This is a genomic window from Lentzea rhizosphaerae, from assembly GCF_042649515.1.
Lineage (GTDB): Bacteria > Actinomycetota > Actinomycetes > Mycobacteriales > Pseudonocardiaceae > Lentzea > Lentzea aerocolonigenes.
In genome coordinates this window covers 15,402-41,903 of sequence record NZ_JBHRZI010000030.1, presented here as the reverse complement: position 1 = coordinate 41,903, position 26,502 = coordinate 15,402, and the positions used below count along the sequence as shown (strand labels likewise).

28 protein-coding genes are annotated in these 26,502 nt (G+C 69.1%); 15 read left to right on the top strand and 13 right to left on the bottom strand.

Annotated features, from left to right (window positions below):
* Positions 1-31: 31 nt before the first annotated feature.
* A complete protein-coding gene (locus tag ACFOWZ_RS34370; protein WP_382378121.1) occupies positions 32-904 on the bottom strand; it encodes a hypothetical protein in 873 nt (290 codons plus the stop codon).
* Between the two features lie 56 nt (positions 905-960).
* On the opposite strand from ACFOWZ_RS34370, the gene ACFOWZ_RS34365 reads away from it, so the two are divergent.
* Positions 961-1,191: a hypothetical protein gene (locus tag ACFOWZ_RS34365; protein WP_382378120.1), complete on the top strand. Its 231-nt coding sequence runs from the start codon at positions 961-963 to the stop codon at positions 1,189-1,191.
* On the opposite strand, the gene ACFOWZ_RS34360 is transcribed toward ACFOWZ_RS34365, so the two are convergent.
* Both ACFOWZ_RS34360 and ACFOWZ_RS34355 read right to left on the bottom strand, forming a co-directional pair.
* Entirely contained in the window at positions 1,170-1,796 is a 627-nt protein-coding gene (locus ACFOWZ_RS34360; protein ID WP_382378119.1) for a response regulator, read from the bottom strand. The two genes, ACFOWZ_RS34365 and ACFOWZ_RS34360, sit on opposite strands and share 22 nt — an antisense overlap.
* Positions 1,793-2,860, bottom strand: coding sequence for a sensor histidine kinase (locus ACFOWZ_RS34355; protein WP_382378335.1), 1,068 nt, complete (start codon positions 2,858-2,860; stop codon positions 1,793-1,795). The genes ACFOWZ_RS34360 and ACFOWZ_RS34355 overlap by 4 nt, the downstream gene beginning before the upstream one ends.
* Before the next feature lie 114 nt (positions 2,861-2,974).
* On the opposite strand from ACFOWZ_RS34355, the gene ACFOWZ_RS34350 reads away from it, so the two are divergent.
* From ACFOWZ_RS34350 to ACFOWZ_RS34325, 6 genes are all read left to right on the top strand, one after another.
* Entirely contained in the window at positions 2,975-3,676 is a 702-nt protein-coding gene (locus ACFOWZ_RS34350; RefSeq protein WP_382378118.1) for an ABC transporter ATP-binding protein, read from the top strand.
* Positions 3,673-4,428 (top strand): ABC transporter permease, encoded by a 756-nt coding sequence (locus ACFOWZ_RS34345; RefSeq protein WP_382378117.1) that lies wholly within the window; start codon positions 3,673-3,675, stop codon positions 4,426-4,428. Before ACFOWZ_RS34350 ends, ACFOWZ_RS34345 begins: the two co-directional genes overlap by 4 nt.
* 96 nt (positions 4,429-4,524) lie before the next feature.
* Entirely contained in the window at positions 4,525-5,568 is a 1,044-nt protein-coding gene (locus ACFOWZ_RS34340; protein WP_382378116.1) for a glycoside hydrolase family 5 protein, read from the top strand.
* 60 nt (positions 5,569-5,628) lie between these two features.
* The gene (locus tag ACFOWZ_RS34335; RefSeq protein WP_382378115.1) at positions 5,629-6,507 is read left to right on the top strand and encodes an aldo/keto reductase; all 879 of its coding nucleotides are present in this window, start codon (positions 5,629-5,631) and stop codon (positions 6,505-6,507) included.
* Positions 6,508-6,591: 84 nt separating this feature from the next.
* Positions 6,592-6,819 (top strand): hypothetical protein, encoded by a 228-nt coding sequence (locus ACFOWZ_RS34330; protein ID WP_382378114.1) that lies wholly within the window; start codon positions 6,592-6,594, stop codon positions 6,817-6,819.
* Complete coding sequence (locus ACFOWZ_RS34325) at positions 6,816-7,115, top strand: response regulator transcription factor (protein WP_382378113.1); 300 nt, start codon at positions 6,816-6,818, stop codon at positions 7,113-7,115. Before ACFOWZ_RS34330 ends, ACFOWZ_RS34325 begins: the two co-directional genes overlap by 4 nt.
* Before the next feature lies 1 nt (position 7,116).
* On the opposite strand, the gene ACFOWZ_RS34320 is transcribed toward ACFOWZ_RS34325, so the two are convergent.
* Complete coding sequence (locus ACFOWZ_RS34320; RefSeq protein WP_382378112.1) at positions 7,117-7,614, bottom strand: NUDIX hydrolase; 498 nt, start codon at positions 7,612-7,614, stop codon at positions 7,117-7,119.
* A gap of 107 nt (positions 7,615-7,721) precedes the next feature.
* On the opposite strand from ACFOWZ_RS34320, the gene ACFOWZ_RS34315 reads away from it, so the two are divergent.
* From ACFOWZ_RS34315 to prcA, 5 genes are all read left to right on the top strand, one after another.
* Entirely contained in the window at positions 7,722-10,124 is a 2,403-nt protein-coding gene (locus ACFOWZ_RS34315) for an FtsX-like permease family protein (protein ID WP_382378111.1), read from the top strand.
* Positions 10,125-10,217: 93 nt separating this feature from the next.
* On the top strand, positions 10,218-11,711 hold the full coding sequence (gene dop, locus ACFOWZ_RS34310; RefSeq protein WP_030471528.1) for a depupylase/deamidase Dop: 1,494 nt from the start codon (positions 10,218-10,220) through the stop codon (positions 11,709-11,711).
* 80 nt (positions 11,712-11,791) lie between these two features.
* Positions 11,792-11,986, top strand: a complete 195-nt coding sequence (locus ACFOWZ_RS34305; protein ID WP_030471529.1) for a ubiquitin-like protein Pup — start codon at positions 11,792-11,794, stop codon at positions 11,984-11,986.
* Positions 11,987-12,035: 49 nt separating this feature from the next.
* Complete coding sequence (gene prcB, locus ACFOWZ_RS34300; protein WP_382378110.1) at positions 12,036-12,884, top strand: proteasome subunit beta; 849 nt, start codon at positions 12,036-12,038, stop codon at positions 12,882-12,884.
* 34 nt (positions 12,885-12,918) lie between these two features.
* The gene (gene prcA / locus ACFOWZ_RS34295) at positions 12,919-13,680 is read left to right on the top strand and encodes a proteasome subunit alpha (RefSeq protein WP_382378109.1); all 762 of its coding nucleotides are present in this window, start codon (positions 12,919-12,921) and stop codon (positions 13,678-13,680) included.
* A 340-nt stretch (positions 13,681-14,020) separates the two neighbouring features.
* Here the strand turns inward: prcA and ACFOWZ_RS34290 are convergent, their stop codons facing one another.
* From ACFOWZ_RS34290 to ACFOWZ_RS34275, 4 genes are read right to left on the bottom strand one after another with little or no spacing between them, the layout of a single operon-like run.
* A complete protein-coding gene (locus ACFOWZ_RS34290) occupies positions 14,021-14,653 on the bottom strand; it encodes an alpha/beta fold hydrolase (protein ID WP_382378108.1) in 633 nt (210 codons plus the stop codon).
* Between the two features lie 10 nt (positions 14,654-14,663).
* Positions 14,664-17,303 (bottom strand): FtsX-like permease family protein, encoded by a 2,640-nt coding sequence (locus ACFOWZ_RS34285; protein ID WP_382378107.1) that lies wholly within the window; start codon positions 17,301-17,303, stop codon positions 14,664-14,666.
* The gene (locus tag ACFOWZ_RS34280; protein WP_382378106.1) at positions 17,300-18,004 is read right to left on the bottom strand and encodes an ABC transporter ATP-binding protein; all 705 of its coding nucleotides are present in this window, start codon (positions 18,002-18,004) and stop codon (positions 17,300-17,302) included. Before ACFOWZ_RS34280 ends, ACFOWZ_RS34285 begins: the two co-directional genes overlap by 4 nt.
* A complete protein-coding gene (locus tag ACFOWZ_RS34275; RefSeq protein ID WP_382378105.1) occupies positions 18,001-18,546 on the bottom strand; it encodes a PadR family transcriptional regulator in 546 nt (181 codons plus the stop codon). The genes ACFOWZ_RS34280 and ACFOWZ_RS34275 overlap by 4 nt, the downstream gene beginning before the upstream one ends.
* Positions 18,547-18,699: 153 nt before the next feature.
* On the opposite strand from ACFOWZ_RS34275, the gene ACFOWZ_RS34270 reads away from it, so the two are divergent.
* Positions 18,700-19,284 carry a GNAT family N-acetyltransferase gene (locus tag ACFOWZ_RS34270; protein WP_382378104.1) on the top strand — a complete coding sequence of 195 codons (585 nt, stop codon included), beginning with the start codon at positions 18,700-18,702 and terminating at the stop codon, positions 19,282-19,284.
* On the opposite strand, the gene ACFOWZ_RS34265 is transcribed toward ACFOWZ_RS34270, so the two are convergent.
* Complete coding sequence (locus ACFOWZ_RS34265; RefSeq protein ID WP_382378103.1) at positions 19,274-19,882, bottom strand: maleylpyruvate isomerase family mycothiol-dependent enzyme; 609 nt, start codon at positions 19,880-19,882, stop codon at positions 19,274-19,276. The two genes, ACFOWZ_RS34270 and ACFOWZ_RS34265, sit on opposite strands and share 11 nt — an antisense overlap.
* Before the next feature lie 79 nt (positions 19,883-19,961).
* Here ACFOWZ_RS34265 and ACFOWZ_RS34260 point away from each other — a divergent pair, with 79 nt between their 5' ends.
* On the top strand, positions 19,962-20,381 hold the full coding sequence (locus ACFOWZ_RS34260) for a MarR family winged helix-turn-helix transcriptional regulator (protein WP_382378102.1): 420 nt from the start codon (positions 19,962-19,964) through the stop codon (positions 20,379-20,381).
* Positions 20,382-20,386: 5 nt separating this feature from the next.
* On the top strand, positions 20,387-21,214 hold the full coding sequence (locus ACFOWZ_RS34255; protein ID WP_382378101.1) for a hypothetical protein: 828 nt from the start codon (positions 20,387-20,389) through the stop codon (positions 21,212-21,214).
* On the opposite strand, the gene ACFOWZ_RS34250 is transcribed toward ACFOWZ_RS34255, so the two are convergent.
* From ACFOWZ_RS34250 to ACFOWZ_RS34235, 4 genes are all read right to left on the bottom strand, one after another.
* On the bottom strand, positions 21,211-22,731 hold the full coding sequence (locus ACFOWZ_RS34250; RefSeq protein WP_382378100.1) for a glycerol-3-phosphate dehydrogenase/oxidase: 1,521 nt from the start codon (positions 22,729-22,731) through the stop codon (positions 21,211-21,213). The genes ACFOWZ_RS34255 and ACFOWZ_RS34250 overlap by 4 nt on opposite strands.
* Complete coding sequence (gene glpK, locus ACFOWZ_RS34245) at positions 22,724-24,193, bottom strand: glycerol kinase GlpK (RefSeq protein WP_382378099.1); 1,470 nt, start codon at positions 24,191-24,193, stop codon at positions 22,724-22,726. Before glpK ends, ACFOWZ_RS34250 begins: the two co-directional genes overlap by 8 nt.
* 52 nt (positions 24,194-24,245) lie before the next feature.
* A complete protein-coding gene (locus ACFOWZ_RS34240) occupies positions 24,246-25,001 on the bottom strand; it encodes an IclR family transcriptional regulator (protein WP_382378098.1) in 756 nt (251 codons plus the stop codon).
* A gap of 103 nt (positions 25,002-25,104) precedes the next feature.
* Positions 25,105-26,469 (bottom strand): bifunctional phosphatase PAP2/diacylglycerol kinase family protein, encoded by a 1,365-nt coding sequence (locus ACFOWZ_RS34235; protein WP_382378334.1) that lies wholly within the window; start codon positions 26,467-26,469, stop codon positions 25,105-25,107.
* Positions 26,470-26,502: the final 33 nt, after the last annotated feature.

The following is a 26,502-nucleotide window of genomic DNA, read 5'->3' as shown; positions in this document are numbered from 1 at the left end:
GGGTGCACACCGTGCACCCCGTACATCGTGGTCAGCGGTAGCCGTACTGCGTCGCCACGTCTCGTCGTTTCTCGACGGCCTGTTGTCTGTCAGTGCATGGCCACGCCTGCCAGGCCGTCCACGCAACGCCACTTTTGTGCAAGCGCTTCACGTGGGCCCTGAACTGGTTGGTCATCCCTATGTGCACCGGTTTTCCAGTGCCGTCGAACAGCGCGTATGCGACGTGAGCACCCCTGACAGGCAGGACGGTGTCGTCGAGGCCGTCCCAACCCGTGTCGCCGCGCCACATCCCGTCCGCGTTGCGCGGTGTGGCGTGAGCAAGCCGCCGCAACGTCGGCCGGTCGAACCCGATGATCTCCTTCCAGTCCGCGAAGCCCTTGATGTTCCAGGCCATCACCTGGTCGTACGCCTCCAGCAGACGCCACCAGTCAGGAGGCTGGGAGTCGAGCAGGACTGCGACCCGGCGGATGAACTCGCGCTGAGCGATCGTCTGCTGTTCCAACAGACCTAGACGCTGAGCGTGCAGCAACTGCGTTGCCCTGGCGGCGGCGTCGATCCCCGGATCGCCCAAGCCGAAGACCTCGTCTTCGGCGATGCGAGCTTGCTGCCACAGGTGGTCGAAGCGGTCCAACCGAGCACCAGGATCCTTGTCCGCGGTGAAACCGATCAAGACCTGTGCGATCGCCAGGACGTGAGCGAGTTTGGGAAGTTTCGGATCGCTGAGCGTGGCACGGACGGTTGTGTGCGAGATGGGATCGCAGTCGGATCTGGCCGCGATCGTTTCGGCGATCCTTCTGCAGCTCGGACGGCCTGACCTGGCGTGCAGGCCGTGCAGGGCGTCGTTGAGGTCACGTAGCGGGCCCTCGGGAAGTGACGGCCTGCGCCAGCCTGGTCTGCGTGTCATCCCACAAGTGTAAGAATTTGTAAAGAAGCAGTTCAGATGGGGTGCAGACTTGCTCTGTGATGATCGTGGAGCTGATTCTCGGCAAGTACTTCTGGCGGCTGTATCTGGTGTTCGTGACGCTTCTGGCCGCAGCGGTGGTCGTCTGCGTGTCAGCAGGCCACTTCACGACGCTGGGCATCGGAGCTCTTGCCGGTGGAAGCGCGTTGCCTGCCGCACGTCGGTGGTCACGCAGGTTGGGACGTCGACGTGCGGCACGCCGTCTCGCTCAGACCAACCCGGACTCGTAGGCCGCAATAACAAGCTGTGCACGGTCGCGTGCGTGCAGTTTGGACAGCAGGTTCCCGATGTGCGTCTTCACCGTCCCGGTGCTCACGTGCAGCGCCGCCATGATCTCCGAGTTGGACAGCCCTCGTGCGACCAGCAGCAGGACCTCCTTCTCCCGCTCCGTCAGCCGTTCCAGCCCCGACACCACCATCGACGCGGGCTGCCGGACGAACTCGGAGATCAGCCGGCGCGTCACCGGCGGCGACAGCAACGACTCGCCGGACGCCACCACCCTGATCGCCGCCAGCAGCTCGCCAGGGGGCGTGTCCTTCAGCAGGAAGCCCGAGGCTCCTGCCCTCAACGCGCCGAACACGTACTCGTCCAGGTTGAACGTTGTCAGCACCAGCACGCGAGGGCCGTCCATGAGACGTGTGGCTTCGATGCCGTCCATCTCCGGCATGCGGATGTCCATCAGCACGACGTCTGGTGCCAAAGAAGAAGCGAGTGACACGGCTTCGGCGCCCGTGCCCGCCTCGCCGACCACGGTCAGGTCCGGTTCGCTGTCGACCAGCAGGCGGAAGCTCGCGCGCAGCAACGCCTGGTCGTCGACGATCAGCACGCTCGTCATCGGTGCGGCAGCTCCGCGACGACCCGGAAACCACCGGTCTCACCAGGGCCCGCGCTGAACGTGCCGCCGTACATCGCCACGCGTTCGCGCATGCCGATCAGGCCGTGTCCCACTCCCAGCTCCTTCACCCCAGGTCCGTCGTCGGTCACCTCGACCCGCACCGACGACGGCGTCACGTCCACCACCACCGTGCACGACGCGGGCGCGGCGTGTTTCACGACGTTGGTCAGAGCCTCCTGCACGATCCGGTACACCGACAGGCCGACCCCCTCCGGTACGGCGGAGTCGCCTCGCACGTCCAACGAGACGCGCACGCCCGCGAGCGACGCGCGGTCGGCCAGTTCGGCGAGGCCGTCCAGGCCGGGGGACGGGGCGAGATCGGCGTCGGAGCGCAGGACGCCGAGCAGGCTGCGCATCTCCGTCAGCGCGGCGCGGCTCGTCTCGGAGATCACCGTCAGGGCTTCGTAGGCGTGCTCGGCTGAGCGCACGTGTGCGGCGTTGGCGGCCTGCACCGCGATCAGGGACAGGTTGTGCGCCACCACGTCGTGCAGCTCGCGGGCGATGCGGAGGCGTTCGTCGGCCAGCGCCTGCTCGGCCCGCTGAGTCGTCTCGCGCTCCTGGAACGACCGCCGCAGCCTGGTCGTGTACCCGATGGCCCACACCGAACCCAGTGCGGCGAAGGCGACCAGCATGCTCTCCGGCTCGCCACCGGCCAACCCTCCGGTCGCGATGATGCTGATCGCGAGGGCGGCCAGCGACCAGGTGCGGGTGCGTTCGACGGCCACCGTGTAGAGCCCGAAGCAGACCGCCCCCACCGGAGCACCCAGGGCCTGCAACGGAAGCACCTGGCTGATCACCGCCACCACCATCGCGGCCGTGGTCACGCCCAGCGCGATCTCCGGCCACACCCTGCGGACGGCGACGGGGACCGCGATCAGTCCGGCCATCGGCACCGCGACCCAGGGCGACGGGGGCTGGTGGGGCTCGAGCATCGCGTAGGCGACGAGGATCCAGATCACCAGCGCGGCCGTCGCGTCGACCAGGTAGAGGTGGAGTCTCTGCATCACGCGGTCGACGTTAACGAGCCGTGGGACTCCGCGCCTCGGACCACGGTCCGATTCCGCGGTTCGGACCGCGGGCCGATCCGTCGCACGCCTCGAAGGCCGACTCTCTTCCTCATGATCGAGGTGCGGAACCTGACGAAGAGATACGGGGACACGACGGCGGTCGACGGCCTGTCGTTCACCGTCCAACCAGGACTGGTCACGGGCTTCCTCGGCCCGAACGGTGCCGGCAAGTCCACGACGATGCGCATGGTTCTCGGGCTGGACCGGCCGACGAACGGCGAGGCGCTCGTGAACGGCAAGCGCTACCAGGACCTGGACCACCCGCTGCGGCACGTCGGATCGCTGCTCGACCCGGCCGCCGTGCACCACGGGCGCAGGGCGCTCGACCACCTGCGCTGGATCGCCACCAGCAACGGGATCAACCGGAAACGCGCCACCGAGCTGCTGGAGCAGGTCGGCCTGGGAGGTGTGCGGAACAAGCGGATCAAGGCGCTGTCGCTGGGCATGAAGCAACGGCTGGGCGTCGCGGCGGCACTGCTCGGCGACCCGGAGGTCCTGATGTTCGACGAACCGGTCAACGGCCTCGACCCCGAAGGCGTGCGCTGGATCCGCGACCTCATGCGCGGCCTCGCGAAGGAAGGCCGCACGGTCTTCGTCTCCAGCCACCTGATGAGCGAGATGGCGCTGACCGCCGACCACGTCGTGATCGTCGCAAGAGGACAGCTGGTCAAGGAGACGCCGATGGAGGCGTTGACGCAGAACGGTTCCCTCGAGGACGCCTACCTCGAACTGACCTCGGGGAGGGGGCTGTGAAGAACGCACTCGCCGCGGAGTGGCTGAAACTCCGGACGGTCCGGGCGCCCTACGGCCTGATCGCCGCCATCGGCGTGATGATCGCGTTCGGCGCGACCATCTCGTGGCTGATGGTGCGGGACTACGACACGTCACCGGTCGCCGAACAGATGAAGTTCGGGTCCGCCGACGCGAGCGTGGTGATCACGCCGGTCGTCCAGTTCTGCGTGGCGGCGCTCGGTGCCCTCGTGGCGACGTCCGACCCGCGGCTGGGCGCGCTGACCGCCGTGCCGGACCGGAAACGCTTGCTGGCGGCCAAAAGCGCGCTCGTCGCCACCACGGCTGTGGTGATCGGAGCCGTCGCGCTGACCCTCAGCATCGGCACGAGCTGGCTGATCACGGGGGACCGGCCGCCTCCGATCGCGCCGTGGGAGAGCCTGGGTGACGTGCTCCCGTGGGCGGGAGCGGCGGTGTTGTCGATCCTGGTGACGGGCCTGACCGGCCTCGGGCTCGGCCTGGCGCTGCGCTCGACGGCGGTGACGATCGTGGTGGTGGGCGTCCTGCTGTGGGGTCTGCCGGCCGTCACGCCGATGCTGCCGGAGCCCTGGAACATGGACGCATCAGCGGTGATGGTGCCGTACCTCGTGTGGGAGGTGGCCGGGGTCGTCAACGACCCGCCGCTGGGCCCGCTGGCCGCTGTCGCCTGTTTGCTCGTTTACGCACTGGTGACACTGGGTGCCGGAACGGTGACTCTTCTGCGACGAGACGCTTGACTCGCTCTTGGGGCAGCCCTAAGGTCGTCTATACCTTTAACGGTAAGGAAAGTTACCTAACTAATCCGCCGCCAGCAGTCCGAGAGGAGACGCTGAATGGCTTGGCAGAAGTCTGTGGTGGCGCTCGCCGCGGCAGTCGTGCTCCCGTTGACCGGTGTCGTGGCGGGAAGTTCCGCCGCCGCCGAGGGTGACGTCTCCGCTGCCGCTCTGCCACCGGGTTCGCCCGCGGCGGTCAACGGCCAGCTGAAGGTCTGCGGTGTGAAGCTGTGCAACCAGGCGGGCCAGCAGGTCCAGTTGCGGGGCATGAGCACCCACGGCATCCAGTGGTACTCCCAGTGCGTCAAGACCGCGTCCCTGGACGCGCTCGCGAACGACTGGAAGGCCGACGTCCTGCGCATCTCGATGTACATCCAGGAGGGCGGCTACGAGTCGAACCCCCGGAAGTTCACCGACATGGTGCACGGCTACATCGAGGAGGCCACCAAGCGCGGCCTGTACGCGCTGGTGGACTGGCACCAGCTCTCGCCGGGCGACCCGAACCACAACACCTCGCGCGCCAAGACGTTCTTCAAGGAGATCGCGCAGCGGCACAAGGACAAGACCAACATCATCTACGACATCGCCAACGAACCGAACGGCGTGTCGTGGTCGCGGGTCAAGTCCTACGCCGAGGCCGTCATCCCGACGATCCGCGCCGAGGACCCGGACAGCCTGGTGCTCGTGGGCACGCACGGCTGGTCGACGTTCGGCCTGTCCGACGGCAAGGACATCAACGAGGTGAGCCGCAACAAGGTCAACGCCTCGAACCTGATGTACACGTTCCACTTCTACGCCAAGGACCACAGGGACAGCTACCTCAACGCCCTGAAGACGGTCTCGAGCCAGGTGCCGGTGTTCGTCACCGAGTTCGGTTCGCAGGAGGCCTCCGGTGACGGTCCCAACGACTTCACCATGGCGAACAAGTTCATCACGTTCATGAACTCCGCGAAGATCTCGTGGACGAACTGGAACTTCTCCGACGACAAGCGCTCCGGCGCCGTGTTCAAGGGCGGTACCTGCTCCGGCAACAGCTTCACGGGCGTGGGTCCGCTGAAGGAAGCCGGCAAGTGGGTGCGCAACCACATCAGGGCCAACCGCTAGATCGACCCCGGCGGGTCACGTGAACGGCGGTCCCGCGGGGCCGCCGTTTACCGTTGCACCATGGCTCAACTAGCGCTCGGACTGGCGTCACTCGGTCGTCCCGCCTACATCAACCTCGGTCGTGAAGACGCGCTTCCTGCCGTGCGTGACGTCGAGTCGATGCGTGCGCAATGCCACCGTGTTCTCGACACGGCCTACGAACTGGGCATTCGCTGGGTCGACGCTGCCCGCTCGTACGGGCTGTCGGAGGAGTTCCTGTCGTCGTGGCTGCCCGGCCACGACGACGTGACGATCTCCAGCAAGTGGGGTTACGCCTACACGGCGGACTGGCGGCCCGACGCCGAGGTGCACGAGGTCAAGGAGCACTCCCTGGCCCGCTTCACCCGGCAGTGGCAGGAAACCCGCGCGCTGCTGTCGCGCGTCGACCTCTACCAGGTGCACTCGCTGACGGCGGACAGCCCGTTGTTCTCAGATCGCGCTCTGCTGGACGCGATGGTCGGGATCGGCGTGCCGCTGGGCTTCTCCACGTCCGGACCGCGGCAGGCCGACGCGATCCGCAAGGCGCTCGAGCTCGGCATCTTCTCGTCCGTCCAGTCCACCTGGAACGTGCTGGAGACCTCGGCGGGCGAGGCGCTGCGGGAGGCGCACGACGCCGGGCTGCGCGTGATCGTCAAGGAGGGCGTGGCGAACGGCAGGCTCGTCGTCGAGCCTCCGCAAGCGGTTGCGGCACAGGCGGAAGCGCTGGGCGTCGGACCGGACGCCGTGGCGCTGGCGGCGATCGCGCGGCAGCCGTGGGTGGACGTCGTGCTGTCGGGTGCGGCGAGCCCGGAGCAACTGCGGTCCAATGTGGACGCGCTGCGGGTCGACGTCGACCTGCCGGACCTGGCCGAGCCTGCCGAGCAGTACTGGAAGACGCGCGCCGGGTTGGCCTGGACCTAGTTGTCAGGTTTCTGACAGATGTCACGCCGAGGACGTGCAGATCATCGCTACCAGCGAAAACTCCGCACAACCAGCATTGTCGGCATGACGAAGACAGATCCTGATGCTCGCGAGAAGCTGCACATCGCCAAGGTTCTGCTCGGCGGTTACGCGGCCGCGGGCGTGCTGACGTTGCCGGCGATCGTGGTGTTCAGCGGCAACCCCGACATCGTCACCGGCGCGGTGTCGTCCTCGGTGGAGGTGCGCGACGACGGCCTGGGCGGCCCGGCGGGGCCGGGTCCGGTTTGGACGGTCTGCGGACCTTCGTCGTGAAGGACGCTCCCGCCGACGTGCTCGCCGACGCCGTCCGGCGGGTGGCGGCCGGCGAACCGGTGGTCGACCCGGTGCTCGCCGCGGCCACGCCGGCGGCCGGCGAGTCGCCGTTGACCGCCCGCGAACGCGACGTCCTCATCGCCGCCCGCTCCAGCGCGACCGTGGCCGAGATCGCCGCCCGGCTGTACCTCGCCGAGGGCACCGTGCGGAACTACCTCTCCGGCGCCACCACGAAAACCGGCACGCGCAACCGGATGGAGGCCCTGCGGGTCGCCGACGAACGCGGCTGGCTGTGATTCAGCGGGAGTCGTTGAAACGCAACCACTCCCGGCCGATCACCCGGCCGTCGGGGACGAGCGGCCAGTCGGGGTCCTCGATCTTGTCCCTGAGCTCTTCGAGGTCCATCCACCCGCCCCAGGCGACTTCCTCGGGCTGGTGGGTGAACGGCCCGTCGGTGCGCGCCTCGTACACCCACACGTGGTAGCGCGTGTGGTCGTCGACGTACTTGGAGATGAACAACTTCTTCAGCGGCACCTCGACGCCGAGTTCTTCGCGCAGCTCGCGTTCGGCGGCCGTGTCCGGAACCTCGCCCGCGTCGATCACGCCACCCGCGGTGCAGTCGTACAGGCCGGGGAAGATGTCCTTGGTGTCGGTGCGGCGGTGCACGTAGACACGGGAGCCGTCCAGTGACCGCACGACGATGGTCGCGCAGCCGTGCCAGAGGTTTTCCGCGCGCATGCGTTCCCGCGAGACCGTGCCGATGACGAACCGCTCCTCGTCGTAGAGGTTGATCATCCCCGTGTCCTCCTGTGGTCGTACGCGAGCTTGCTACCGCAGTCCGACGCCCGCTGATCGCCTTCCTTCCTACCTTCGTGACCGTCAGACGTCACCGAGGAGGATTCGTGTCCACTTCCCTGCGGCTCGGCGTCGCCGAGTTCCGCGCCCGGCCGGGCCGCGCGCTGCTGCCGGGCGTCGCGCTCGTGGTCGGTGTGGCCTGCCTGCTGGCCGCCCTGGTGCTGAGCGACGCGCTCACCAGGTCGGTCGACGAGGGCGCACCGCTCACACCGTCCACAGTGGGCCACGTGGTGGACGTCAAACGACAGCCCTACGACGAGAACACCGTGGAGGCGAACCGCCCGAAGCTCGACGACGCGTTGCTGGCCAAGCTGTCGGCGGTCGGCAGGGCAGTGCCGGTGCAGCAGGCGCACGCGGACCTGCTCGACGCCAACGGCCGTGCGGGGGAGCACCGGGCCGAGGTGGAGGTCCAGCAACCGGACCTCGTGCGCTGGCCGTTGGCCGAGGGCAAGGCACCCGCCGCGGACGGTGAGGTCGCCGTCGACAAGATGACCGCCTACGAGCGCGGCCTCAAGCCGGGCGACCGGATCAAGCTCGCCGCCGCGGACGGACGGCCGATCGAGGTCACGGTCAGCGGTGTCATGAAGAAGGGCGGGATGGACTCGCGGCCGATCCTGGTCGCCGGTCCGGACCTCGCGCGCAAGCTCGACCCGCAGCCGGACACCCTGGCGGTGTGGGTGATCGGCGGCTCTCGCGACGCCGTGGCGAGCGCGGCGGGCGCGTCGTACGTCGTGTGGGACCCGGCGCCGGACGCGGACAAGGTCGGTGACGACCTGAAGTTCATCCTGCTGCCGTTCAGCGTGCTCGCGCTGGCGACGGCGGTGTTCGTCGCCGCGGCCACGTTCCGCGCCGTCTACGCGCAACGTCAACGGCAGACGGCGCTGCTGCGGTGCATCGGTGCCCAGCGCGGGCCGTTGGTGCGCAGGAGCCTGTTCGAGGCGTTCGTGACAGGTGCGCTGGCCGGTGTCGGTGGTGCGCTGCTCGGTGGGCCGATGGCGTGGGTGCTGGCCAGGACGTTCGACGTCACGGGCATCTCCGCGCTGTTCGGCGCGGTGCAGCTGAGCCCGGAACTGTTGCCGTCGCTCGGGTACGTCGTTCTCGGAGTTGTCGTTGCCGCGCTGTTGAGCGTGATGGCGGCTGTACGGCCTGCGATCAACGCTGCGCGCGTGTCGCCGTTGGCTGCTCTGCGTGACGCGGAGAACGAGGTGCCGCCCCGCTCGGTCCGCCGGCTGCGGCTGGTGTTCGGCCTGCTGTTCACCGGTGGTGCGGCGATGCTGGCCCTGCTGGCCGTCGCCGCCAAGGGCACCGCGGGTGCTCCGCTCGCGGTCACGTTCTCCGCGATCGCCGCGGTGACCGGACTGTTCTGGATCCTCGGCCCGGTGACGGTGCCGTTCATCGCGCGGCTGTTCGGCAAGATCGGTGGTACTCGTTGGACGCAGTGGAAGCTCGCCGGCGCGGAGGTGCGCAGGATGCCGCAGCGGTCGGCGTCGGTGGCGCTGCCGTTGCTGCTGGCCAGCTCGATGGTGACGTTCTTCCTGGTCGTGCTGGGCAGTGCGCAGGAGATGACCTACACGTTCGCCAACGAGGAACGCCCGGACGCGACCGTCGTGGACGCGGGGGAGCGGCCGCTGCCGGTGATTCCCGCGCAGGACGGCGTGGCGGCGAGCGTCGTGCTGCACAAGGCCGAGAACGGGGCCGGCGTGGACCCGGACGAGTTCAAGGCGTGGATGAAGGCGCAGAACGTCGCCGGTGCCGAGCAGCTCGTCGCCGGGACAGCGGTCGTGCCCGAGCACTGGTCGGACCGTTCGTTCGTCGAGAACGACGGGAAGCAGTACAAGGTCGTGGGCACGGTGCCCGGCACGCTCACCGGCTACACGACGATCCTCGGCGGCCTGACCACGGGGACGGCGGAGAAGGTGCTGGTCGCGCTCAAACCTGGCGTCGACCCGGCGAAGTTCCGGGCGGGCCTGCAGGCCGCGCTGCCCAACAACCCGACCGTGATCGTGCGGACGGACGCGGACGAGCGGGCGAACGCGGACCGGTACATGCACCTCGGCACCGTGCTGATGATGGTGCTGCTCGGGCTGTCCGTCGCGGTCGCCGTGACCGGCATCGGCACCGCCCTGACGATCTCGGTCCAGGAGCGCCGCAAGGAGCTCGCGCTCAGGCGCGCCTTGGGCGTCACTCAAGGCGGGCTGCAGGGCGGAGTCATCGCTGAAGCGGTCATGTTGGCCCTCGTGGGCGTGATCGGTGGTGGCGTGCTCGGGTTCGGTTACGCGGAAATCGCGATCCTGGCGACCGGCCTCGACCTCTCGCTGCCGGGCGCGACGGTGGTGTTGCCGCTGGTCATCGGCGCGCTGGCGGTCGTGGTGCTCGCCGTGGTCGCCGCGTTCGGGCCTTCGCGGGGCGCTTCTCGCATTCGCCCGGCAGCAGGACTGGCGTCCGGGTAGAGCTGAGATCGATGAAGGGAACCTTCATCCACCTCAAGTGGATGAAGGTTCCCTTCATCGCACGCGTAGGGCCTAGGTCGTAGGGTGTTGCGTATGCGGCGGATCATGGGAACCGAGGTCGAGTACGGCATCGCGGTGCCGGGCGACGCGACCGCGAACCCGGTGCTCACTTCGACACAGGTGGTGCTCGCGTACGCGGCGGCGGCGGACATACCGCGCGCCAGGCGTGCCCGGTGGGACTACGAGGTGGAGTCGCCGCTGCGCGACGCGCGAGGGTTCGACCTGGGCTCGCCCGGTGGTCACCCCGCCGACTCCGACGTCGAGGACCTGGGCGCGGCGAACGTCATCCTCACCAACGGCGCGCGGCTCTACGTCGACCACGCGCACCCCGAGTACTCGGCTCCCGAGGTCACCAACGCGCGTGACGCGGTGATCTGGGACAAGGCGGGGGAGCGGGTGATGGAGGAGGCCGCGCTGAAGGCCGCCACCGTGCCCGGCCAGCCCCGCCTGCAGCTGTACAAGAACAACGTCGACGGCAAGGGCGCGTCGTACGGCACGCACGAGAACTACCTGATGCAGCGGTCGACGCCGTTCACGGCCGTCATCGCGGGCCTCACGCCGTTCTTCGTGTCGCGCCAGGTCGTGACCGGTTCCGGCCGCGTGGGCATCGGCCCGTCCGGCGAGGAGGCGGGCTACCAGCTCTCACAGCGCGCCGACTACATCGAGGTCGAGGTCGGCCTGGAGACGACGCTCAAGCGCGGCATCATCAACACGCGCGACGAGCCGCACGCGGACGCGGACAAGTACCGCCGCCTGCACGTCATCATCGGCGACGCGAACCTGGCCGAGTACTCGACGTACCTCAAGGTCGGCACGACGTCGCTGGTGCTGGACATGATCGAGGCCGGCCAGCGCTTCGACGACCTGCGCCTGGTCGACCCGGTGCGCGCGGTGCACCAGATCAGCCACGACCCGACGCTCAAGACCAAGGTCGAGCTGACCGGCGGCCGCAAGTTCACCGGCCTCGACGTGCAGTTCGCCTACCACGAGCGCGCGACCGCCTTCGTCGAGAAGGAGGGCGTCGGCGACCGCGACGTCCTGCGGATCTGGGGCGAGGTGCTCGACGCGCTGGCCCGCGACCCGGCGGAGTGCGCGGACCGGCTCGACTGGGTCGCCAAGCTGCGGCTGCTCGAGGGCTACCGGCAGCGCGACGGCCTCGCCTGGGGTTCCGCGCGGCTGAACCTGGTCGACCTGCAGTACTCGGACGTGCGGCTCGACAAGGGCCTCTACAACCGCCTGGTCGCGCGCGGCTCGATGAAGCGGCTGGTCAGCGAGGAGGAGGTCCGCGCGGCCATCACCACGCCGCCTGAGGACACGCGTGCGTACTTCCGCGGCCGGTGCCTGGAGCGCTACCCGACCTCGGTCGCGGCCGCTTCGTGGGACTCGGTGATCTTTGATCTCGGTCGGGAATCGCTCGTGCGAATTCCGACGCTCGAACCGCTTCGAGGCACAAAAGCGCACGTCGGAGCGTTGTTGGAGGCTTCTGACACCGCCGAGCAGCTGGTGGACGCACTGACTCGCGGGTGATCGTCTACCCGAGTGGCTCAGGATTTTTGTCGGTGCCGCTGGGTAGTGTTCTTGTCAGGCGAGTTATGCGGGAGGCCGAGATGTCCCAGGAACAGAAGCAGCGCCAGGGCGGTGGCGACGGCGACGACGGTGCCGACGACGCCGCGGGTGCCGGTCAGGAACGCCGCGAGAAGCTCGGCGAGGACGTGGACGCGATCCTCGACGAGATCGACGACGTGCTCGAGGAGAACGCGGAGGACTTCGTCCGCGCATATGTGCAGAAGGGTGGTCAGTAGGCCTCCGGGGGCCTGTTGACCATTTCGGGGACGGGAGAACAACCAACACATGGACAACAGCTCGACCGGGCGTTACCCGGCCGCGGCGCTGCCTTCGGCGTACCTCACGCCGGGCTCGTCGTCGTTCACGGACTTCCTGCGGGCACAGGCACCCGACATGTTGCCTAGCGCCCGGAAGCTCCCGGAGGGGACCGTCCAGGCCCCGCACGGGACGACGATCGTCGCGGCCACGTACAAGGGTGGCGTCGTGATCGCCGGCGACCGGCGCGCGACGATGGGCAACGTCATCGCCCAGCGCGACATGAAGAAGGTCTTCGTGACCGACGACCACTCGGCCGTCGGCATCGCGGGCACCGCGGGCATCGCGATCGAGATCGTGCGGCTGTACGCGGTCGAGCTGCGGCACTACGAGAAGATCGAGGGCGTTCCGCTGTCGCTCGACGGCAAGGCGAACCGCCTCTCGGCGATGATCAGGGGCAACCTCGACGCGGCCATGGCCGGCCTCGCCGTGGTGCCTCTGTTCGCCGGGTACGACACCTCGGCCGCAGATCCCGAACGCGCGGGCCGCATCGTGTCCTACGACGTCACCGGCGGCCGTTACGAGGAGTCGCAGGGCTACCAGGCCGTGGGCTCGGGTTCGCTCTTCGCGAAGTCGGCGCTCAAGAAGCTCTACGACCCGGACGCCGACGTCGAGACCGCGATCCGCGCGGTCGTCGAGGCCCTCTACGACGCAGCGGACGACGACTCGGCGACCGGTGGCCCGGACCCGGTCCGGCGCCTTTACCCGATCGTGGTCACGATCAACGGTGCCGACGGCGCCGTCGAGGTACCGGAGTCGCAGGTCCAGACGATCGCCGACGCGGTCGTCGAAGGCCGCCGGTCCCGCCCCGCAGGCTGAGTCCCCCACCGGTTCGACGTCAGGAGCACCACCCATGACGATGCCGCTGTACGCATCGGCAGAGCAGGTGATGCGCGACCGCTCGGAGTACGCCCGCAAGGGCATCGCCAGGGGTCGCAGCGTCATCGTGCTGAAGTACGCGGACGGCATTCTGTTCGTCGCGGAAAACCCGTCCAGCACGCTGCACAAGGTCTCGGAGATCTACGACCGCATCGGCTTCGCGGCCGTCGGGCGGTACAGCGAGTTCGAGAACCTTCGGCAGGCCGGTATCCGGTTCGCTGACGTGCGTGGATATCAGAACGATCCCCGGGACGTCACTTCTCGTTCGCTCGCCAACGTTTACGCGACCACGTTGGGTACCTACTTCACCGAGCAGATCAAGCCGTTCGAGGTGGAGATCTGTGTGGCTGAGGTCGGAGACTCGGCGGAGTCGGACACGTTGTACCGGTTGACGTACGACGGGTCCATTGTGGATGAGCCGCAGTACATCGTCATGGGTGGGACTGTGGATGCTGCCAACACTGCTCTGAAGGAGTCGTTCTCCGACGGGTTGTCGTTGTCGGACGCCGTTCCGGTTGCCGTGAAGGCGTTGTCTGCCGGGTCGCCGTCCACTGGGAACGGGTCGCCTGAGGTTTTGCCTGCTGCCAAGTTGGAGGTGGCGGTGTTGGAGAGGGCTCGGCCTCGGAGGGCGTTCCGCCGGATTGCTGGGTCGGCGTTGGATTCGTTGATGCCGGCTGGGACCAAGGGTGGTAAGCCGGTGGAGGACGTTTCGTTGCCTGAGGACGAGTCCAAGTAGGATTTTGGGTGTTGCGGGGCCCTCGGCTTTTGGTCGGGGGCCCTTTGCCTTGCGGTGGGGCTTGGTTGTGCGCGGCGGTTGCGTAGGTCGTCCCCCCGGTGCGTTGGCGGCTGCCGGTTTCGTGTTCGTAGGTGGTTGGGTTGGGCGGGTCCGTTCCTGTTCAGGGCTTGGGGGCTCTGCCCTTACCCCGCCAATCTGATCAAAGACCGGCCAGCGCCGCGGGCGGGTTGATGGCACGCCTGTTGCGTTGGGCGGCTGCGCGTTGCGTAGGGCGTGCGGTTCCCCACGCGAAGAGCTTGCTCGGCTCCGCCATCGCGTCGCCTCGCCTTCGGCCTCGGCCCTAGTTCGCGTAGTTGCTCAGCAGGGTTGCCAAGCCTGTTGGGTTGCTCAGTTGTGCGCAGTGGCCTGCGGTCAGCTCTACCGGTTCCACGCCCAGGCGGTCTGCCACCAGTGGGCGCATGAACTCTGGGGTGAAGAAGCGGTCCTCTGTGCACAGGATGAAGTGGGTTGGGATGTCGGGCATCGCGTCCAGCGGCCACGGCTTTGCCATGGCGGTTTCTGACATGCCTCGTTCCCGTTTTTGGCTCTCCTCGGCCAGGTGTGGCGGGACGTCGTGCCAGAACTGGTCTTCCAGGCCGCTGTCGGTGTAGCCGGTGTTCTCCCACCAGTCGGCTGGGCGCTCGCCTGGTTTGGGGAGCATTGCCGTTACGAAGATCAAGGCCTTGGCGTTGATCTTTGCTGCTACCAGTGGGGCGACGAAGCCGCCGAAGGAGTGGCCTACTACCACCACGTCTGAAGTGGACGGGAGGGCGTCGGTCACTGTCGACGCCCAGGCTGTCAGGTCCTTCTGCTCGTCTTCGGTGGGGAGGTCCGGGGCGATGACGGTGTGGCCCTTGGTTTCCAGGGAGTCTGCTACCAGGTTCCACGACCAACCCACGTCGCCTGCCCCGTGCACTATCGCGAAGGTGGTCATGGCTTGCAGCCTATTCGCGGCGTTCGATCGGGAGGCGGGAACGGGTGACGAGGGCCGCGCCCAGCATTGCCACGGTTGGGACCACCAGCAGTGAGATGAGGACGTTCGGCCAGGGGATTGTCAGTGGGTTCAGTTCTGGTTGGGGCCAGTGGGTTGCGTAGCCGACGTTGAGAGCCGCCAGTAGTGCGAGAGCTGAGCCGACGCCTGCTGCTGTGCCCAGGAGGCCGCCGATGCCCGCGATCACGCCTGCTTGGCTCAGGGACAGCAGTTTGCGCAGGGTGGGGGAGGCGCCCACCGCGGCCAGGGTGGTCAGGTCCTTGCGGCCGTCCGCCGCTGCCAGGCCGGTGGCCAGAGCGGCCGCCGCGAGGGTGATGATGCCTGCTACCAGGCCCAGGATGCCGAGAGCTTGCTGGTCATCGGACTCCGTTGGGCGAACTACCTGTACTTCGTACTCGCCGCCCAGGGCTGCGGTCAGGGCGTCCTGCTCGGACTCGGTGGGTATGCGCGTTGTGGTGGCGTACGTGGTGAACGCGCTGACCTTGAAGCCCAGGGATCTGGCGGTTTCCTCGGTCATCATGGCGAGTGGGGCCTTCAGGCGTTGCGGGATCGCGTGGCCCGGGGCCGGGATGGTGGTTGCCTGGGTGCCGGTGGCGAGCAGGACCTGGTCGCCGGAGACGAGGCTTTGGTCGTTGACGACGATTCTGCCCTGGCGCAGAGCCGTTTCGGTTGCGGCCACGTCTTCGGGTTGTAGGTGTAGCAGGGACTTCGCGGCTTCTGGGGGTGCTACGGCCAGGAAGCCGTTCGGTGAGGTGACGGTGCCGAAGTAGCGGTGGGCCTGGTTCACTCCGGTGCAGCGCTGGTCGGCGAGGGCGGACTGCTGTTCGGCTTCGGTGGGTTCGCGGTGGAGAACGTCGAGGGAGTAGGGACATTCGCGGTCCGCTGGTGGGCGGATGTGGGCGAAGCAGGGGCCGCCGTCGCAGGCCAGGAGTTTGATCTCGTGGGTTTCGGCTACCGGCATGGCGTTGCGGATGGCGGTGGCGACGGATGCGGGGACGGTGGTGTTCGTGTTGGACTGCGAGAGGTCGTCCGGGCGGTAGACGGAGACGTCGCCCATGGTGCCCGCGAGCCGGTTTGCGTCCTGTTCTGCTTGGGAGGTCAGGATTACGCTGACGATCATCGCGCCGATCACTGCCGCCATCACCGCGGAGATCGCCGGAGCGGCTGCTGTGCGGTTGCGGGAGGCGTCGCGCAGCGCGATTCGCAGGGCCACCGGGAGCCAGCGGCCGGCTTTGGCCAGCAGACCCAGCAGAGCCGGAGTGCAGAGGACCAGTCCCACCTCGGTGAGGATCAGGGCGCTGAGGATGCCGACCACCTGCATGCTGATCGCGCTGAGGACGCCGGTGACGGCGCCGGCGGCGATGAGGACCAGGCCCAGGACCAGCCAGCGGCGGCGGGAGCGGGTGATGCCTCGGCGGCCTGCGAGGGCGGTCACGACGTCCTGGCGGGAGGAGATCCAGGCGGGGACCAGGGCTGCCAGTACGCCGGTGACGACGGCCAGCAGGGCCAGTGCGGCCAGGGCGGACGGGAAGAAGCGCTGGGCGCCGAAGCGTTCCGCGACGATCCACTCGACGAGCGGGCGGGTGAGCACCGCTGCCAGCACGCCCAGGGCCACGCCGCCGAGGGCGGCCAGCACACCGACCACCACGCCGTCGGCCAGGACGATTCGGCGGACGTGGCCGGGGGCGCCGCCCACCGCGGAGATCAGGGCCAGGTCGCGTTTGCGGCGGCGGGCGCCCACGGCCATGGCCGAGCCTGCCAGCAGGGACATCTCCAGCACGGCCAGGCCCGCGAACAGGACGAGGATGTCGGCGGTGATCTCGTTGGAGTCGGGCAGCTGCGGGTAGCGGTCGGCGGCGGAGGGCAGGTTGTGCAGGACGCTGCGGGACAGCACGGCGATACCGGACCTGTTGAGCTCCTTGACCTTCGCCCAGTCGATCGGGGTGGTGACGAGCCAGGAGCGTTCGGCCTGGTCGAAGGTGCCGGGGAGCGCCACGACGGTGGTGTCGTCGAGGCGGTTCGGGTCCTCGATCACGCCCACCACGGTGAACGTGCGGCCGTCCTCGGTGGTGACGGTGCCGCCCGGGGTGGCGCCGGTGCGGGTCATCGCCCTGCGGGACAACGCGATCTCGGAGGCGGTCGTGGCCGGGCGGCCTTCCAGGACCGTGATCATGCCTTTGGTCAGCGGGTTGCCGAGGTCGAGCATGCGGACGCCGGCGCGACCCACGCCCGCGGTGGTGCGGATGTTGACGCCGCCGCGTTCCACCGGGACGAGCTCGGTGCCAGGGAGAAGGGATCGGAGGCGTTCCTCGGACGGGCCGGGGCCCTCGGCGTTGCCCTGCGGGATCGCGCGGTCCTTCGTCGGCTCCTGGATCACCGGGCCGCGGTGGGGCCAGCTGACCAGCGCTTCCGCGGCGCCCATGCGGCGGGCGGCGTCCTCGGACGGGGTCAGCTCGGTCGAGTCGAAGACGACCGCGGTGAACGAGAGAGCGGCCACCGGGACGAGGATCAGGGCCACGACGAGCGCCGAGCGGCCGCGAGATCTGAGGGCCTCGCGCCAGGCGATGCGCAGTGCTGCGCGCCACCCGTTCACGGCGTGCTCAGCAGGTGTTCTGGCTGGTCGCGCTCCGACACGTCGACCACGACGCCGTCGCGCAGGAAGATCACGCGGTCGGCCCAGGCGGCGTGCCGGGCGTCGTGCGTCACGAGGACGGCGGCGGCTCCGGCGTCCACTTTGGAGCGGAGCAGGCGCAGGACCGTCTCGCCGGTGCGGGAGTCGAGGGCGCCGGTCGGTTCGTCGGCGAGGACGAGGCGGCGCTCGCCGATCAGGGCGCGGGCGATGGCGACGCGTTGCTGCTGGCCGCCGGACATCTCGTCGGGGAAGCGGTCCGCGTAGCCGTCGAGGTCCACTTCGGACAGTGCCTGCTCGGCCTGCTTGCGGGAACGGCGCACGCCGTCGAGGTCGAGGGGGAGCGCGACGTTCTCCGCGGCGGTGAGGCTCGCGATCAGGTTGAGGTTCTGGAAGACGTACCCGATCCGCTTGCGGCGCCACGCGGCGAGCTGCTTGCGGGACAACGACTGCAGGCTCGTGCCGTCGACGAGGACCTGGCCGCTGGTCGGGCTGTCGAGGCCGCCGGCGAGGTTCAGCAGCGTCGACTTGCCGGAGCCGGACGGGCCCATCACGGCGACGAACTCGCCGGGTTCGACGGTGAGCGAGACGTCGTCGAGGGCGTTGACCGCCGTCCCGCCGGTGCCGTGGACGCGGTGCACGCCGCGCAGTTCGAGGACGGTCATCGCGGCACCTCGACGTCCGCCGGCTGGGGAAGGGTCTGCGGCTCGTAGCGCAGCAGGCTCGCCTCGCAGTGGTCGAGCCAGCGCAGCTCCGCCTCGGTCTGGAAGATCATCGCGTCGAGCACGAGCAGCCACGGGAGGTCGCCGGGCTGGGTCTTGAGCCGCGTGTACTCCTGCAGCGTGCGCATCGTGGCAGTGCGCTGGGTCATCACGACCTTGGCGACGTCGACGCCGGGGGTGGTGATCGCGAGCGCGAGCTTGATCGCCACCTCGTCGCGCGGCCGGTCACTGCGCTGGACGGGCGTGGCGAACCACTTCTTGAGCTCGTCGCGGCCGTGGCCGGTGATCTCGTAGGGGCGCTGGCCCTCGTTCTCGGGCAGTGCGGCGACCAGGTCGTCCCGTTCCAGGCGCGACAACGTCGTGTAGACCTGCCCGATGTTCAACGGCCACGTGCCGCCGGTGGTCGAGTCGAACGCAGCCCGCAGCTGGTAGCCGTACATGGGTCCGCGCTCGAGCAACGCGAGCAGACCGTGTTTGACCGACATGCCTACCGAGTATGCATACTGAGTATGTTCCTGGCAAACGGTGACGCCCGAACCTGCGTGCGAGCAGGCCGGACATCAGGAACCCTGGAGGCGGCGGAAGCGAGGTGGGGGATCGTGAGCGGCGCCGTGCGGGGGAGAACCGGGAGGCTGAGCTTGCTGGGGACTTCTGGCAGACCCGAGGTGCCAGGAGTGCTCGGCGCGCAGGCGGAGGTCCGCGACTACGAGGCCGCCGACGAGCCGTCGTGGCTGCGGTGCCGGGTTCTCGGGTTGCTGAGGACGACCCACTACGACGACGTCTGGCCGGACAAACGTCGTGCCGACCTGGAGCTCGTGGCGGTCGACGGTGACGTGGTGGGAGTGCTGGACGTCTCGGTGCCCGGAGCGGAGGCGACCATCGACACCGTGGTGGTGCACCCGGACTGCCGGCGGAAGGGGATCGCGACGGCGTTGCTCGCGGAAGCCGTGCGGCGGCTGGAGCGGTGCGGGGTGCGGTCACTCGACGCGTGCGTCCGCGAGGAAGCGCTGGGGTGGTTCGCGCGCAACGGTTTTGCGGAGCGGTCGCGGTACGTGCAGGTGCACGCGTCAACCGCCGAGGTGGGCACGGTGCTGAGCGCCAAGTACGGGCTGGAGCCCGTCGGGGCGGTGCTGCGCGCCAGGATCGAGCGGGAAACCGAGATGCGCCAACGGTTCGAGCGCGTGCACGTGTGCCGCCGGGTGGTGCGTGAGCTCAGACCGTGATGCCGGTGAGCCGCGGGATGGTCGCGGTGCGTCCGGCCAGCAGCATGACCAGCGCCTCGATCGGGCCGCTGACCTCGGTGCCCTCGCCGGCGGACCAGTCGGCGTCGGTGGCGACGAGCCGGTGCCCGGCGAGCCTGCGCCGCGCGTGGAACGGGAACCCCATCCGCCACAGGTCCTCCGCCGCGACGACGGCGGCGTCGATCGGCATGTGACGCTCGATGCCGAGCGGCAGGGTGATGTCCTGTGTGTGGACCATGATGTCCAACAAAGCGTTCTTGAGCGACTGGCCGGGCGCCAGCCTGCGGCTCCCGACGATGCCGCGCAGTTCCGCGACGAGCTCGGCGGTCGGTCTGCGGGCCTCGGCGCGGGAGATCTGGTCGACCACGCGGTTGAAGCTGCCGCGCGCCTTGGCGTAGGCGACCACGGCCTTGCCGATCCCCACGCGCGGGCCGAGCGACAGGTGGGCCGCGACCACGCGCACCGTCCAGCCCTCGCACAGCGACGGGTAGGCCCACTCGACGTCGGTGAGCCCGGCGAGCAGGTCCGCGGTCGCCGCGCGCTCGGAGTCGATCGTCTGCCACATCGCGGTCTCGTCCATCGTCACCATCCCCTTGATTTAGTTCGAGAGACTGACTACTTTAATCAGAGTCTCTGACTAAAAACAAGGGGAGTCGCGGGTGAACATCGGGCTGCTGCTCTACATCCCGTACCGGGATCTGGAGAACCGGATCATGGCGGTGATCACCGAGGCCGGATACGACGTCACCCTCGCCCAGGCCCGCCTCCTGCAACGGATCGGCCCGGACGGCACGCGGCTGACCGAGCTCGCCGAAGCGGCCCAGGTGACCAAGCAGACCGCGGGGTTCCTGGTCGACCAGCTGGAGAAGGCCGGCTACGTGGAACGGGTGCCGGACCCGACCGACGGCAGGGCGCGTCTGGTGCGCGTCACCGAGAAGGCGAAGGGTGCCGCGCCCGTAGCCGAGGCGGAGATCGCGAGAATCGAGGCGGAATGGGAACGGCACATCGGCAAGCGCCGCATGACCCAGCTGCGCGAGGCGCTGGAGAAGCTGGGCGAGATCACCGACCCGTACCGCTGACCCGCGTGGTCCCGATCGCGTTCCGGCCGATCGCCGTGACCACGGCCGCGCTCTACCGGGTCGTGACGCCGGGGGAGTCGGTGTTCGTGAAGGTCCTGCGCAAACCCCGGATTCCCGCCGACCTGGCGGAGGTGGTCGGGGAGTTCCCGTGGCGCGACGAGGCGGACTTCCTGCTGTCGGACTTCGAGCTGCCGCCCGGGATGCGCCGGCCGCGGGTCGTGCGGGTGGACGACTTCGGCGACCGGATCGCGTTGTGGCTGGAGGACGTCTCGGTCGCGGACGTGTCGTGGGACCTGCCCCGGTTCCGTCGGGCCGCGCTGGCGCTCGGCCGGTGGGCGGGACGCAGGTTCGGCGGCCCGCCGGGCAGGGCGCTGCGGGTGCTGTACGAGGGAAGGCTGGTGCGGGACGCGTTCCTGCGGCCGGACTGCTCGCCGTTGGCCGCGCGAATGCCGGAACTGCTGTCACGGCTGGAGACCTTGCCGCAGGCGAACGGGCACAACGACGCGTGCCCGCAGAACCTGCTGGTGCCCGCCGACGAGCCCGAGTCGTTCGTGGTGATCGACGTGGCCTGGCAGTGCCCGAACCCGGTCGGCGCGGACCTCGGCCAACTGCTCGTCGGGCTCGCGCAGGCCGGGCGGATGGCGGTCAGCGATCTCCCCGAGGTGCGGGAGGCGATCATCGACGCCTACCTGGAAGGGCTGCGCCTGGAACACCGCGCGGTGTCACGGGAAGAGGTCGTGCTGGGCTGCGACGGGACGCTGGCCGTGCGCAGCGCGTTCCACTCGGAACCCGAACTGGCCGAGTACCTCGTGGAACGCGCGGTGGCCCTCTAGGAAGCCAGCAGCTCCGACACCCGCGTGCGCACCTCGGGCGAGTCGAGACCGCGCACCACCACGGTGGTGCGGCGGCGCAGCACGTCGTCCACTTCGGACGCCCACTCGGTGCGGCGGGCGTGCTCGACCTGTGCCCAGATGTCCGGGCCGTCCGGGTGGACGCGCTCCAGCAGGGCCGGGTTCTCCAGGCCCAGGGCGACGACCTCGTGCGACGTCGTGCCGTAGTGCGTGGCCAGGTGGCGCACCACGTCGTCGGGCAGCGCGTCCCAGGCGGTGTGCAGGACGTCGCCGACGGTGGCGGGCTGGGCGGAACCGGGCAGCGCCACGCCGTCCAGCGGGCCGTCGAACGTGCGGCCGAGCTCGGAGTTCACGCGGGCCAGAACGGTGGCGCCGATCTTGCGGAACGTCGTCCACTTGCCGCCGGCCACGCTGATCATGCCGCCGGAGCCCGCGGTGATCACCGTCTCGCGCTTGGCGTGCGAGGTGTCGCCAGGGCCACCGGGCAGAACCCGCAGGCCCGCGAACGTGTACGCGATGCGCGAACGGTCCAGGCCGGACACCGCGACGCCCGCCTCGCCCAGGATCTGGTCGACGTCGGCGTCCGTGCAGGCGACCTTGGCCGGGTCGTCGTCGTACGCCTCGTCGGTGGTGCCGAGCAGCAGGTGGCCCTCCCACGGGATCGCGAACGACACGCGCACGTCGTCGACCGGGATCGTCAGCGCGGCCTTCCACTCCGACGACGTCCGCAGCACCAGGTGCGAGCCCTTGGACAGGCGGATCGACGGCGCGGCGGCGGGATCCTCCATGCGCCGCAGCACGTCCAGCCACGGGCCGGTCGCGTTCACGACGACGCGCGCGTCCACGCCGAACTCGCCCTGCTCGTCACGCAGGTCGACGCCCGTCACCTTCTCACCGGTCTTGCGCAGTCCCACGACCGAGATGTGGTTGAGCAGCACGGCACCGGCCTCGGCGGCGGCGCGCGCGGCGGTGATCGCCACGCGGCTGTCGTTCATCTGGTGGTCGTAGTACATCGCGGCACCGCGCAAACCGTCGGCGCGCAGGTCAGGCACCCACTCCACAGCCCTGCGCGCCGACAGCACCTTCCCCATGCCGTCGCCGAAGCCCGACAGCGCGGAGTACAGCGTCACGCCCGCACCGAGCACGAAACGGCTGTGCGGGCCTCCCTTGTAGACGGGGACGAGGAACGGCAGCGGGCGCACCAGGTGCGGGGCCAGGCGGTCGCCCAGCGCCCGCCGCTCCTTGTGGTTCTCGTGCACCATCGGCACGGCCGACGGGCCCATCGCGAGGTAGCGCAGGCCGCCGTGCACGAGCTTCGACGACGCGGACGAGGTGGCGCCCGCGAAGTCACCGCTCTCGACCAGGGCGACCCGCAGGCCGGAGCGGGCCGCGGCCCACGTGGTCGCGATGCCCAGGATGCCGCCGCCGATCACGACGACGTCGAACTTGCCGTGCTGGAGCTCTTCGCGAGCCCGTTCCCGCTGTGTCAGGTCAGTCATCGTCCTCGTCCATCCACCCGACGGTCCGCTCGACCGCCTTCTTCCACTTCCGGTAGCCCTTGTCGCGGGCGGCCGGTTCCATCGACGGCTCCCACTCGGCCGCCTTGTGCCAGTTCGCCTTCAACGCGTCCGTGTCCGGCCAGTAGCCCACCGCCAGACCGGCCGCGTACGCCGCGCCGAGGCACGTCGTCTCGGCGACGATCGGGCGCACCACCGGCACGTCGAGCACGTCCGCCAGGAACTGCATGAGCAGGTTGTTCGCGGTCATGCCGCCGTCGACCCGCAACGTCGTGAGGTCCACACCGGAGTCGGCGTTCATCGCGTCCACGACCTCTTTGGTCTGCCACGCCGATGCCTCCAGCACGGCCCGTGCGAGGTGTCCGCGCGAGATGTAGCCCGTCAGGCCGGCGATCACGCCGCGCGCATCACTGCGCCAGTGCGGTGCGAACAGTCCGGAGAACGCGGGCACGAAGTACGCTCCGCCGTTGTCGTCGACCGTGCGGGCCAGCGTCTCGATCTCCGCCGCCGACGAGATCAGCCCGACCTTGTCGCGGAACCACTGCACCAGCGCGCCGGTCACCGCGATCGCGCCCTCCAGCGCGTACGCGGCGGGCTCGTCGCCGATCTTGTAGCCCACGGTGGTCAGCAGGCCGTTCTGCGAGTGCACCGGCTTGTCACCGGTGTTGATCAGCAGGAACGCGCCCGTGCCGTACGTGCACTTGCCCTCGCCGGGTGCGAAGCAGGTCTGGCCGAACAGTGCCGCCTGCTGGTCGCCGAGCGCCGACGCGACCGGCACGCCCTCGTGGGTGCCGTAGACCTCCGACGACGAACGGATCTCGGGGAGCATCTCGCGCGGGACGTCCATCGCGGCCACCAGCTCCGGGTCCCAGTCCAGGGTCTCCAGGTTCATCAGCATGGTGCGCGACGCGTTGGTCACGTCGGTGACGTGGCGGCCGGTCAGGTTCCAGATCAACCAGGTGTCCATGGTGCCGAACAGGACCTCGCCGCGTTCGGCCCGTGCGCGCAGGCCCTCGACGTTGTCGAGCAGCCACCGCAGCTTCGGGCCGGAGAAGTACGTCGCGAGCGGCAGGCCGGAGCGTTCGCGGAACCTGTCCTGGTCGCCGAGCTGTTTGATCACCGCGTCTGTGCGCGTGTCCTGCCAGACGATCGCGTTGTGGACGGGTTCGCCGGTCGCCTTGTCCCACACGACCGTCGTCTCGCGCTGGTTGGTGATGCCGAACGCGGCGATGTCCGTGTGTGTGAGGGATGCCTGTGCCAGGGCGTCGCGAACGACGGCCTGCACGTTCGTCCAGATCTCGGTCGCGTCGTGCTCCACCCAGCCGGGCTTGGGGAAGATCTGCCGGTGCTCTCGCTGAGCGACCGACACGATCCCGCCGGACTGGTCGAACACGATGCACCGGGACGACGTCGTGCCCTGGTCGATCGCCGCGATGTAGCCCACGTGCACACTCCTCTGTGTGAACCATTCGACAATGTCGAACGGTCTCACACTACTACCAGGAGAGGCCGCCCAGCTCCCTGGAGACACTGCGAGCTGCCTCACGTACGTACGAGACGAGCTCGAGCCGCGGCGGCTGGTCGGGGGAGTCGCACAACCGCTCGACGGGCCCGGAGATCCCGATCGCACCGACGACCGCACCGCGCCTGTCGCGGATCGGCGCGGCGACCGACGCCTCGCCCTCGACGAGTTCGTGCAGGTCGTAGGCCCAGTCGCGGTCGCGGACCTCATTCATGGCGACGGCCAGCTCGTCGGGGTTGAGCGTGTGCCGGGTGAACCGCTGAAGATCACCGTCGGGCCACTCGCCGAACGCCACCAGCGCCTTGCCCAGGGCAGTGGCGTGCCACGGCAGCAGCGCGCCGGTGTCGAGCGTCTGCCGGCTGTTGTCCGGCCGGAACACGTGATGCACCACGAGCACGTGCTTGCCGTGCATCACGCCGATGCGCACCGCCTCGCGCGCACGCATCGCCAACGTGTCCGACCAGTTCAACGCCTTCGCGCGCAGCTCGTTGCCGTCGAGGTAGGAGGTGCCGATCTGGAACAGGGCGGCGCCGAGGCGGTACTTGCCGCCCTCCACCTCCTGCTCGACGAACCCGACCTCCTGCAACGTCCGCAGGATGCCGTGCGCCGTCGGTTTCGCGAGGTCGAGGGCGCGGGCGATCTCGCCGACGCTCAGCTGGTGCGCGCCGCCGTGGGCGAGCAGCTTGAGGACCTCCGCCGCGCGCTGGATGGACTGAATGGGTCCGGGCACGCACCCCACCCTAGCTGCAACCATTCGACAATGTCGAACACCGTTGTGCACGCGGGGAGCTTTCGTGCACCAGGAGTGAACGAAAGGGCCCCGCGTGTCGAAATCAAGGGCGGTAGATGCCTAGGGCGGCGGCTCGGGAGCGGAACAGGAACTGCGTGTCTCTCTCGCGGACCTCTCCGTCCGTTGCGATGGACACGGGCGCACCGTGCACCTTCACGTTCAGCGACGCGACCTCGAGGTGTGTGTACGTGCGTGAGTGCTCCAACGCCCCGAGCAAGGCGCCCAGGAAGAACCTGGTCCGTGAGAAGCGGCGATCCGCACGGACGTACCGCACGTCGAGCAGTCCATCGTTCAGACGCGGACGCATCGTCGGTGCGAACCCCTTGGGCCGATACGGCCCGTTGCCGACGAACAACAACCACACGAGGTGCTTGTCGCCGTCGATGGTCATCTCCAACGGACGCGCGCGCTGCAACACCCGGCCCAGCGCGATCGCCGCGGCCGGCCACTTGCCCCAGCGCTTCTGCAGCTTCTCGCGGATCCGCACCATGTCGGGGTAGCCGCCCAGCGACGCCGTGTTCACGAACCACTGGCCGTTGACCTGCGCGAGGTCCACCCGCACGCCCACACCGTCCGCCACCGCCTGGGCCGTGTCGTGCAGGCCGGTGATGCCGACGTCGCGCGCGAAGTGGTTCAACGTGCCGGACGGGATGAGCACGAGCGGCAGGTCGCGCTCGGCCGCGATGGCGGCCACCGCGGCCACCGTCCCGTCGCCACCGGCCACACCCAGCGCTTTCGCGTCCGGCAGCGAGTCGAGCTCCTCGATCTGCACGACCTGGGCCTTCGGCCACTCCTCGACGATCTGCGGCGTCGGGTCCGGCCCGATCCCCGAGTGCGGGTTCACCACCACGACCAGCCCGTCGCCCTCCTGCAACGACGTGAGGTCGGCGTGCTCGTAGGCCGACGCGGGCTCGTTCAACCCGAGCGGCCACCACCGGCGGGTCAGCATCGCGGCCCCGACACCGACCGCCGCACCTGCCGCGACGTCAGTCGGCCAATGCACGCCTGTGTGGACGCGTGAATAAGCCACGGCGGCCGCGATCGGTGCCACCACCGCGCCTGCTTTGGGGGATTCCATGGCGACCGCCGTGGCGAAAGCGGCGGCGGACGCGGAGTGCCCCGACGGGAATGACGACGAGGTCGGCCGTTTGGACAGGCGACGTTCCACCGCGATCAGATCCGCAGCGGGCCTGCGTCGCGGAAAAAGTGACTTCCCGACGAGGTTCGCGCTGGCAGAGGCCCCGGCAATGGCCGCGACACCCCTCAGTGCACCGCGCCGGAACGATCCCTTCCCCGTTGCCAGAATGGCCGCGACGACGAACCACAGCAGGCTGTGGTTGGCGGCTTTGGAAAGCCTCTTCAAACCCCTGTCGAGCCTGCTCGGAGGCAGTCCGGCAGAGGAGCTCATGAGCTTCTTGTCGAGAGCGCTGACCCGTTTCCA

Coding starts and splice junctions, on each gene's coding strand:
- ACFOWZ_RS34320 (WP_382378112.1), bottom strand. CDS start 7,614: ATGATCAACCTCTACGACGAGGAGCGGTTCGTCATCGGCACGGTCTCG.
- dop (WP_030471528.1), top strand. CDS start 10,218: ATGCGGCGGATCATGGGAACCGAGGTCGAGTACGGCATCGCGGTGCCG.
- ACFOWZ_RS34370 (WP_382378121.1), bottom strand. CDS start 904: ATGACACGCAGACCAGGCTGGCGCAGGCCGTCACTTCCCGAGGGCCCG.
- ACFOWZ_RS34265 (WP_382378103.1), bottom strand. CDS start 19,882: ATGGACGAGACCGCGATGTGGCAGACGATCGACTCCGAGCGCGCGGCG.
- ACFOWZ_RS34330 (WP_382378114.1), top strand. CDS start 6,592: ATGACGAAGACAGATCCTGATGCTCGCGAGAAGCTGCACATCGCCAAG.
- ACFOWZ_RS34335 (WP_382378115.1), top strand. CDS start 5,629: ATGGCTCAACTAGCGCTCGGACTGGCGTCACTCGGTCGTCCCGCCTAC.
- ACFOWZ_RS34350 (WP_382378118.1), top strand. CDS start 2,975: ATGATCGAGGTGCGGAACCTGACGAAGAGATACGGGGACACGACGGCG.
- ACFOWZ_RS34305 (WP_030471529.1), top strand. CDS start 11,792: ATGTCCCAGGAACAGAAGCAGCGCCAGGGCGGTGGCGACGGCGACGAC.
- prcB (WP_382378110.1), top strand. CDS start 12,036: ATGGACAACAGCTCGACCGGGCGTTACCCGGCCGCGGCGCTGCCTTCG.
- ACFOWZ_RS34250 (WP_382378100.1), bottom strand. CDS start 22,731: ATGACTGACCTGACACAGCGGGAACGGGCTCGCGAAGAGCTCCAGCAC.
- ACFOWZ_RS34360 (WP_382378119.1), bottom strand. CDS start 1,796: ATGACGAGCGTGCTGATCGTCGACGACCAGGCGTTGCTGCGCGCGAGC.
- ACFOWZ_RS34235 (WP_382378334.1), bottom strand. CDS start 26,469: ATGAGCTCCTCTGCCGGACTGCCTCCGAGCAGGCTCGACAGGGGTTTG.
- ACFOWZ_RS34340 (WP_382378116.1), top strand. CDS start 4,525: ATGGCTTGGCAGAAGTCTGTGGTGGCGCTCGCCGCGGCAGTCGTGCTC.
- ACFOWZ_RS34355 (WP_382378335.1), bottom strand. CDS start 2,860: ATGCAGAGACTCCACCTCTACCTGGTCGACGCGACGGCCGCGCTGGTG.
- ACFOWZ_RS34275 (WP_382378105.1), bottom strand. CDS start 18,546: ATGTCGGTCAAACACGGTCTGCTCGCGTTGCTCGAGCGCGGACCCATG.
- prcA (WP_382378109.1), top strand. CDS start 12,919: ATGACGATGCCGCTGTACGCATCGGCAGAGCAGGTGATGCGCGACCGC.
- ACFOWZ_RS34280 (WP_382378106.1), bottom strand. CDS start 18,004: ATGACCGTCCTCGAACTGCGCGGCGTGCACCGCGTCCACGGCACCGGC.
- ACFOWZ_RS34290 (WP_382378108.1), bottom strand. CDS start 14,653: ATGACCACCTTCGCGATAGTGCACGGGGCAGGCGACGTGGGTTGGTCG.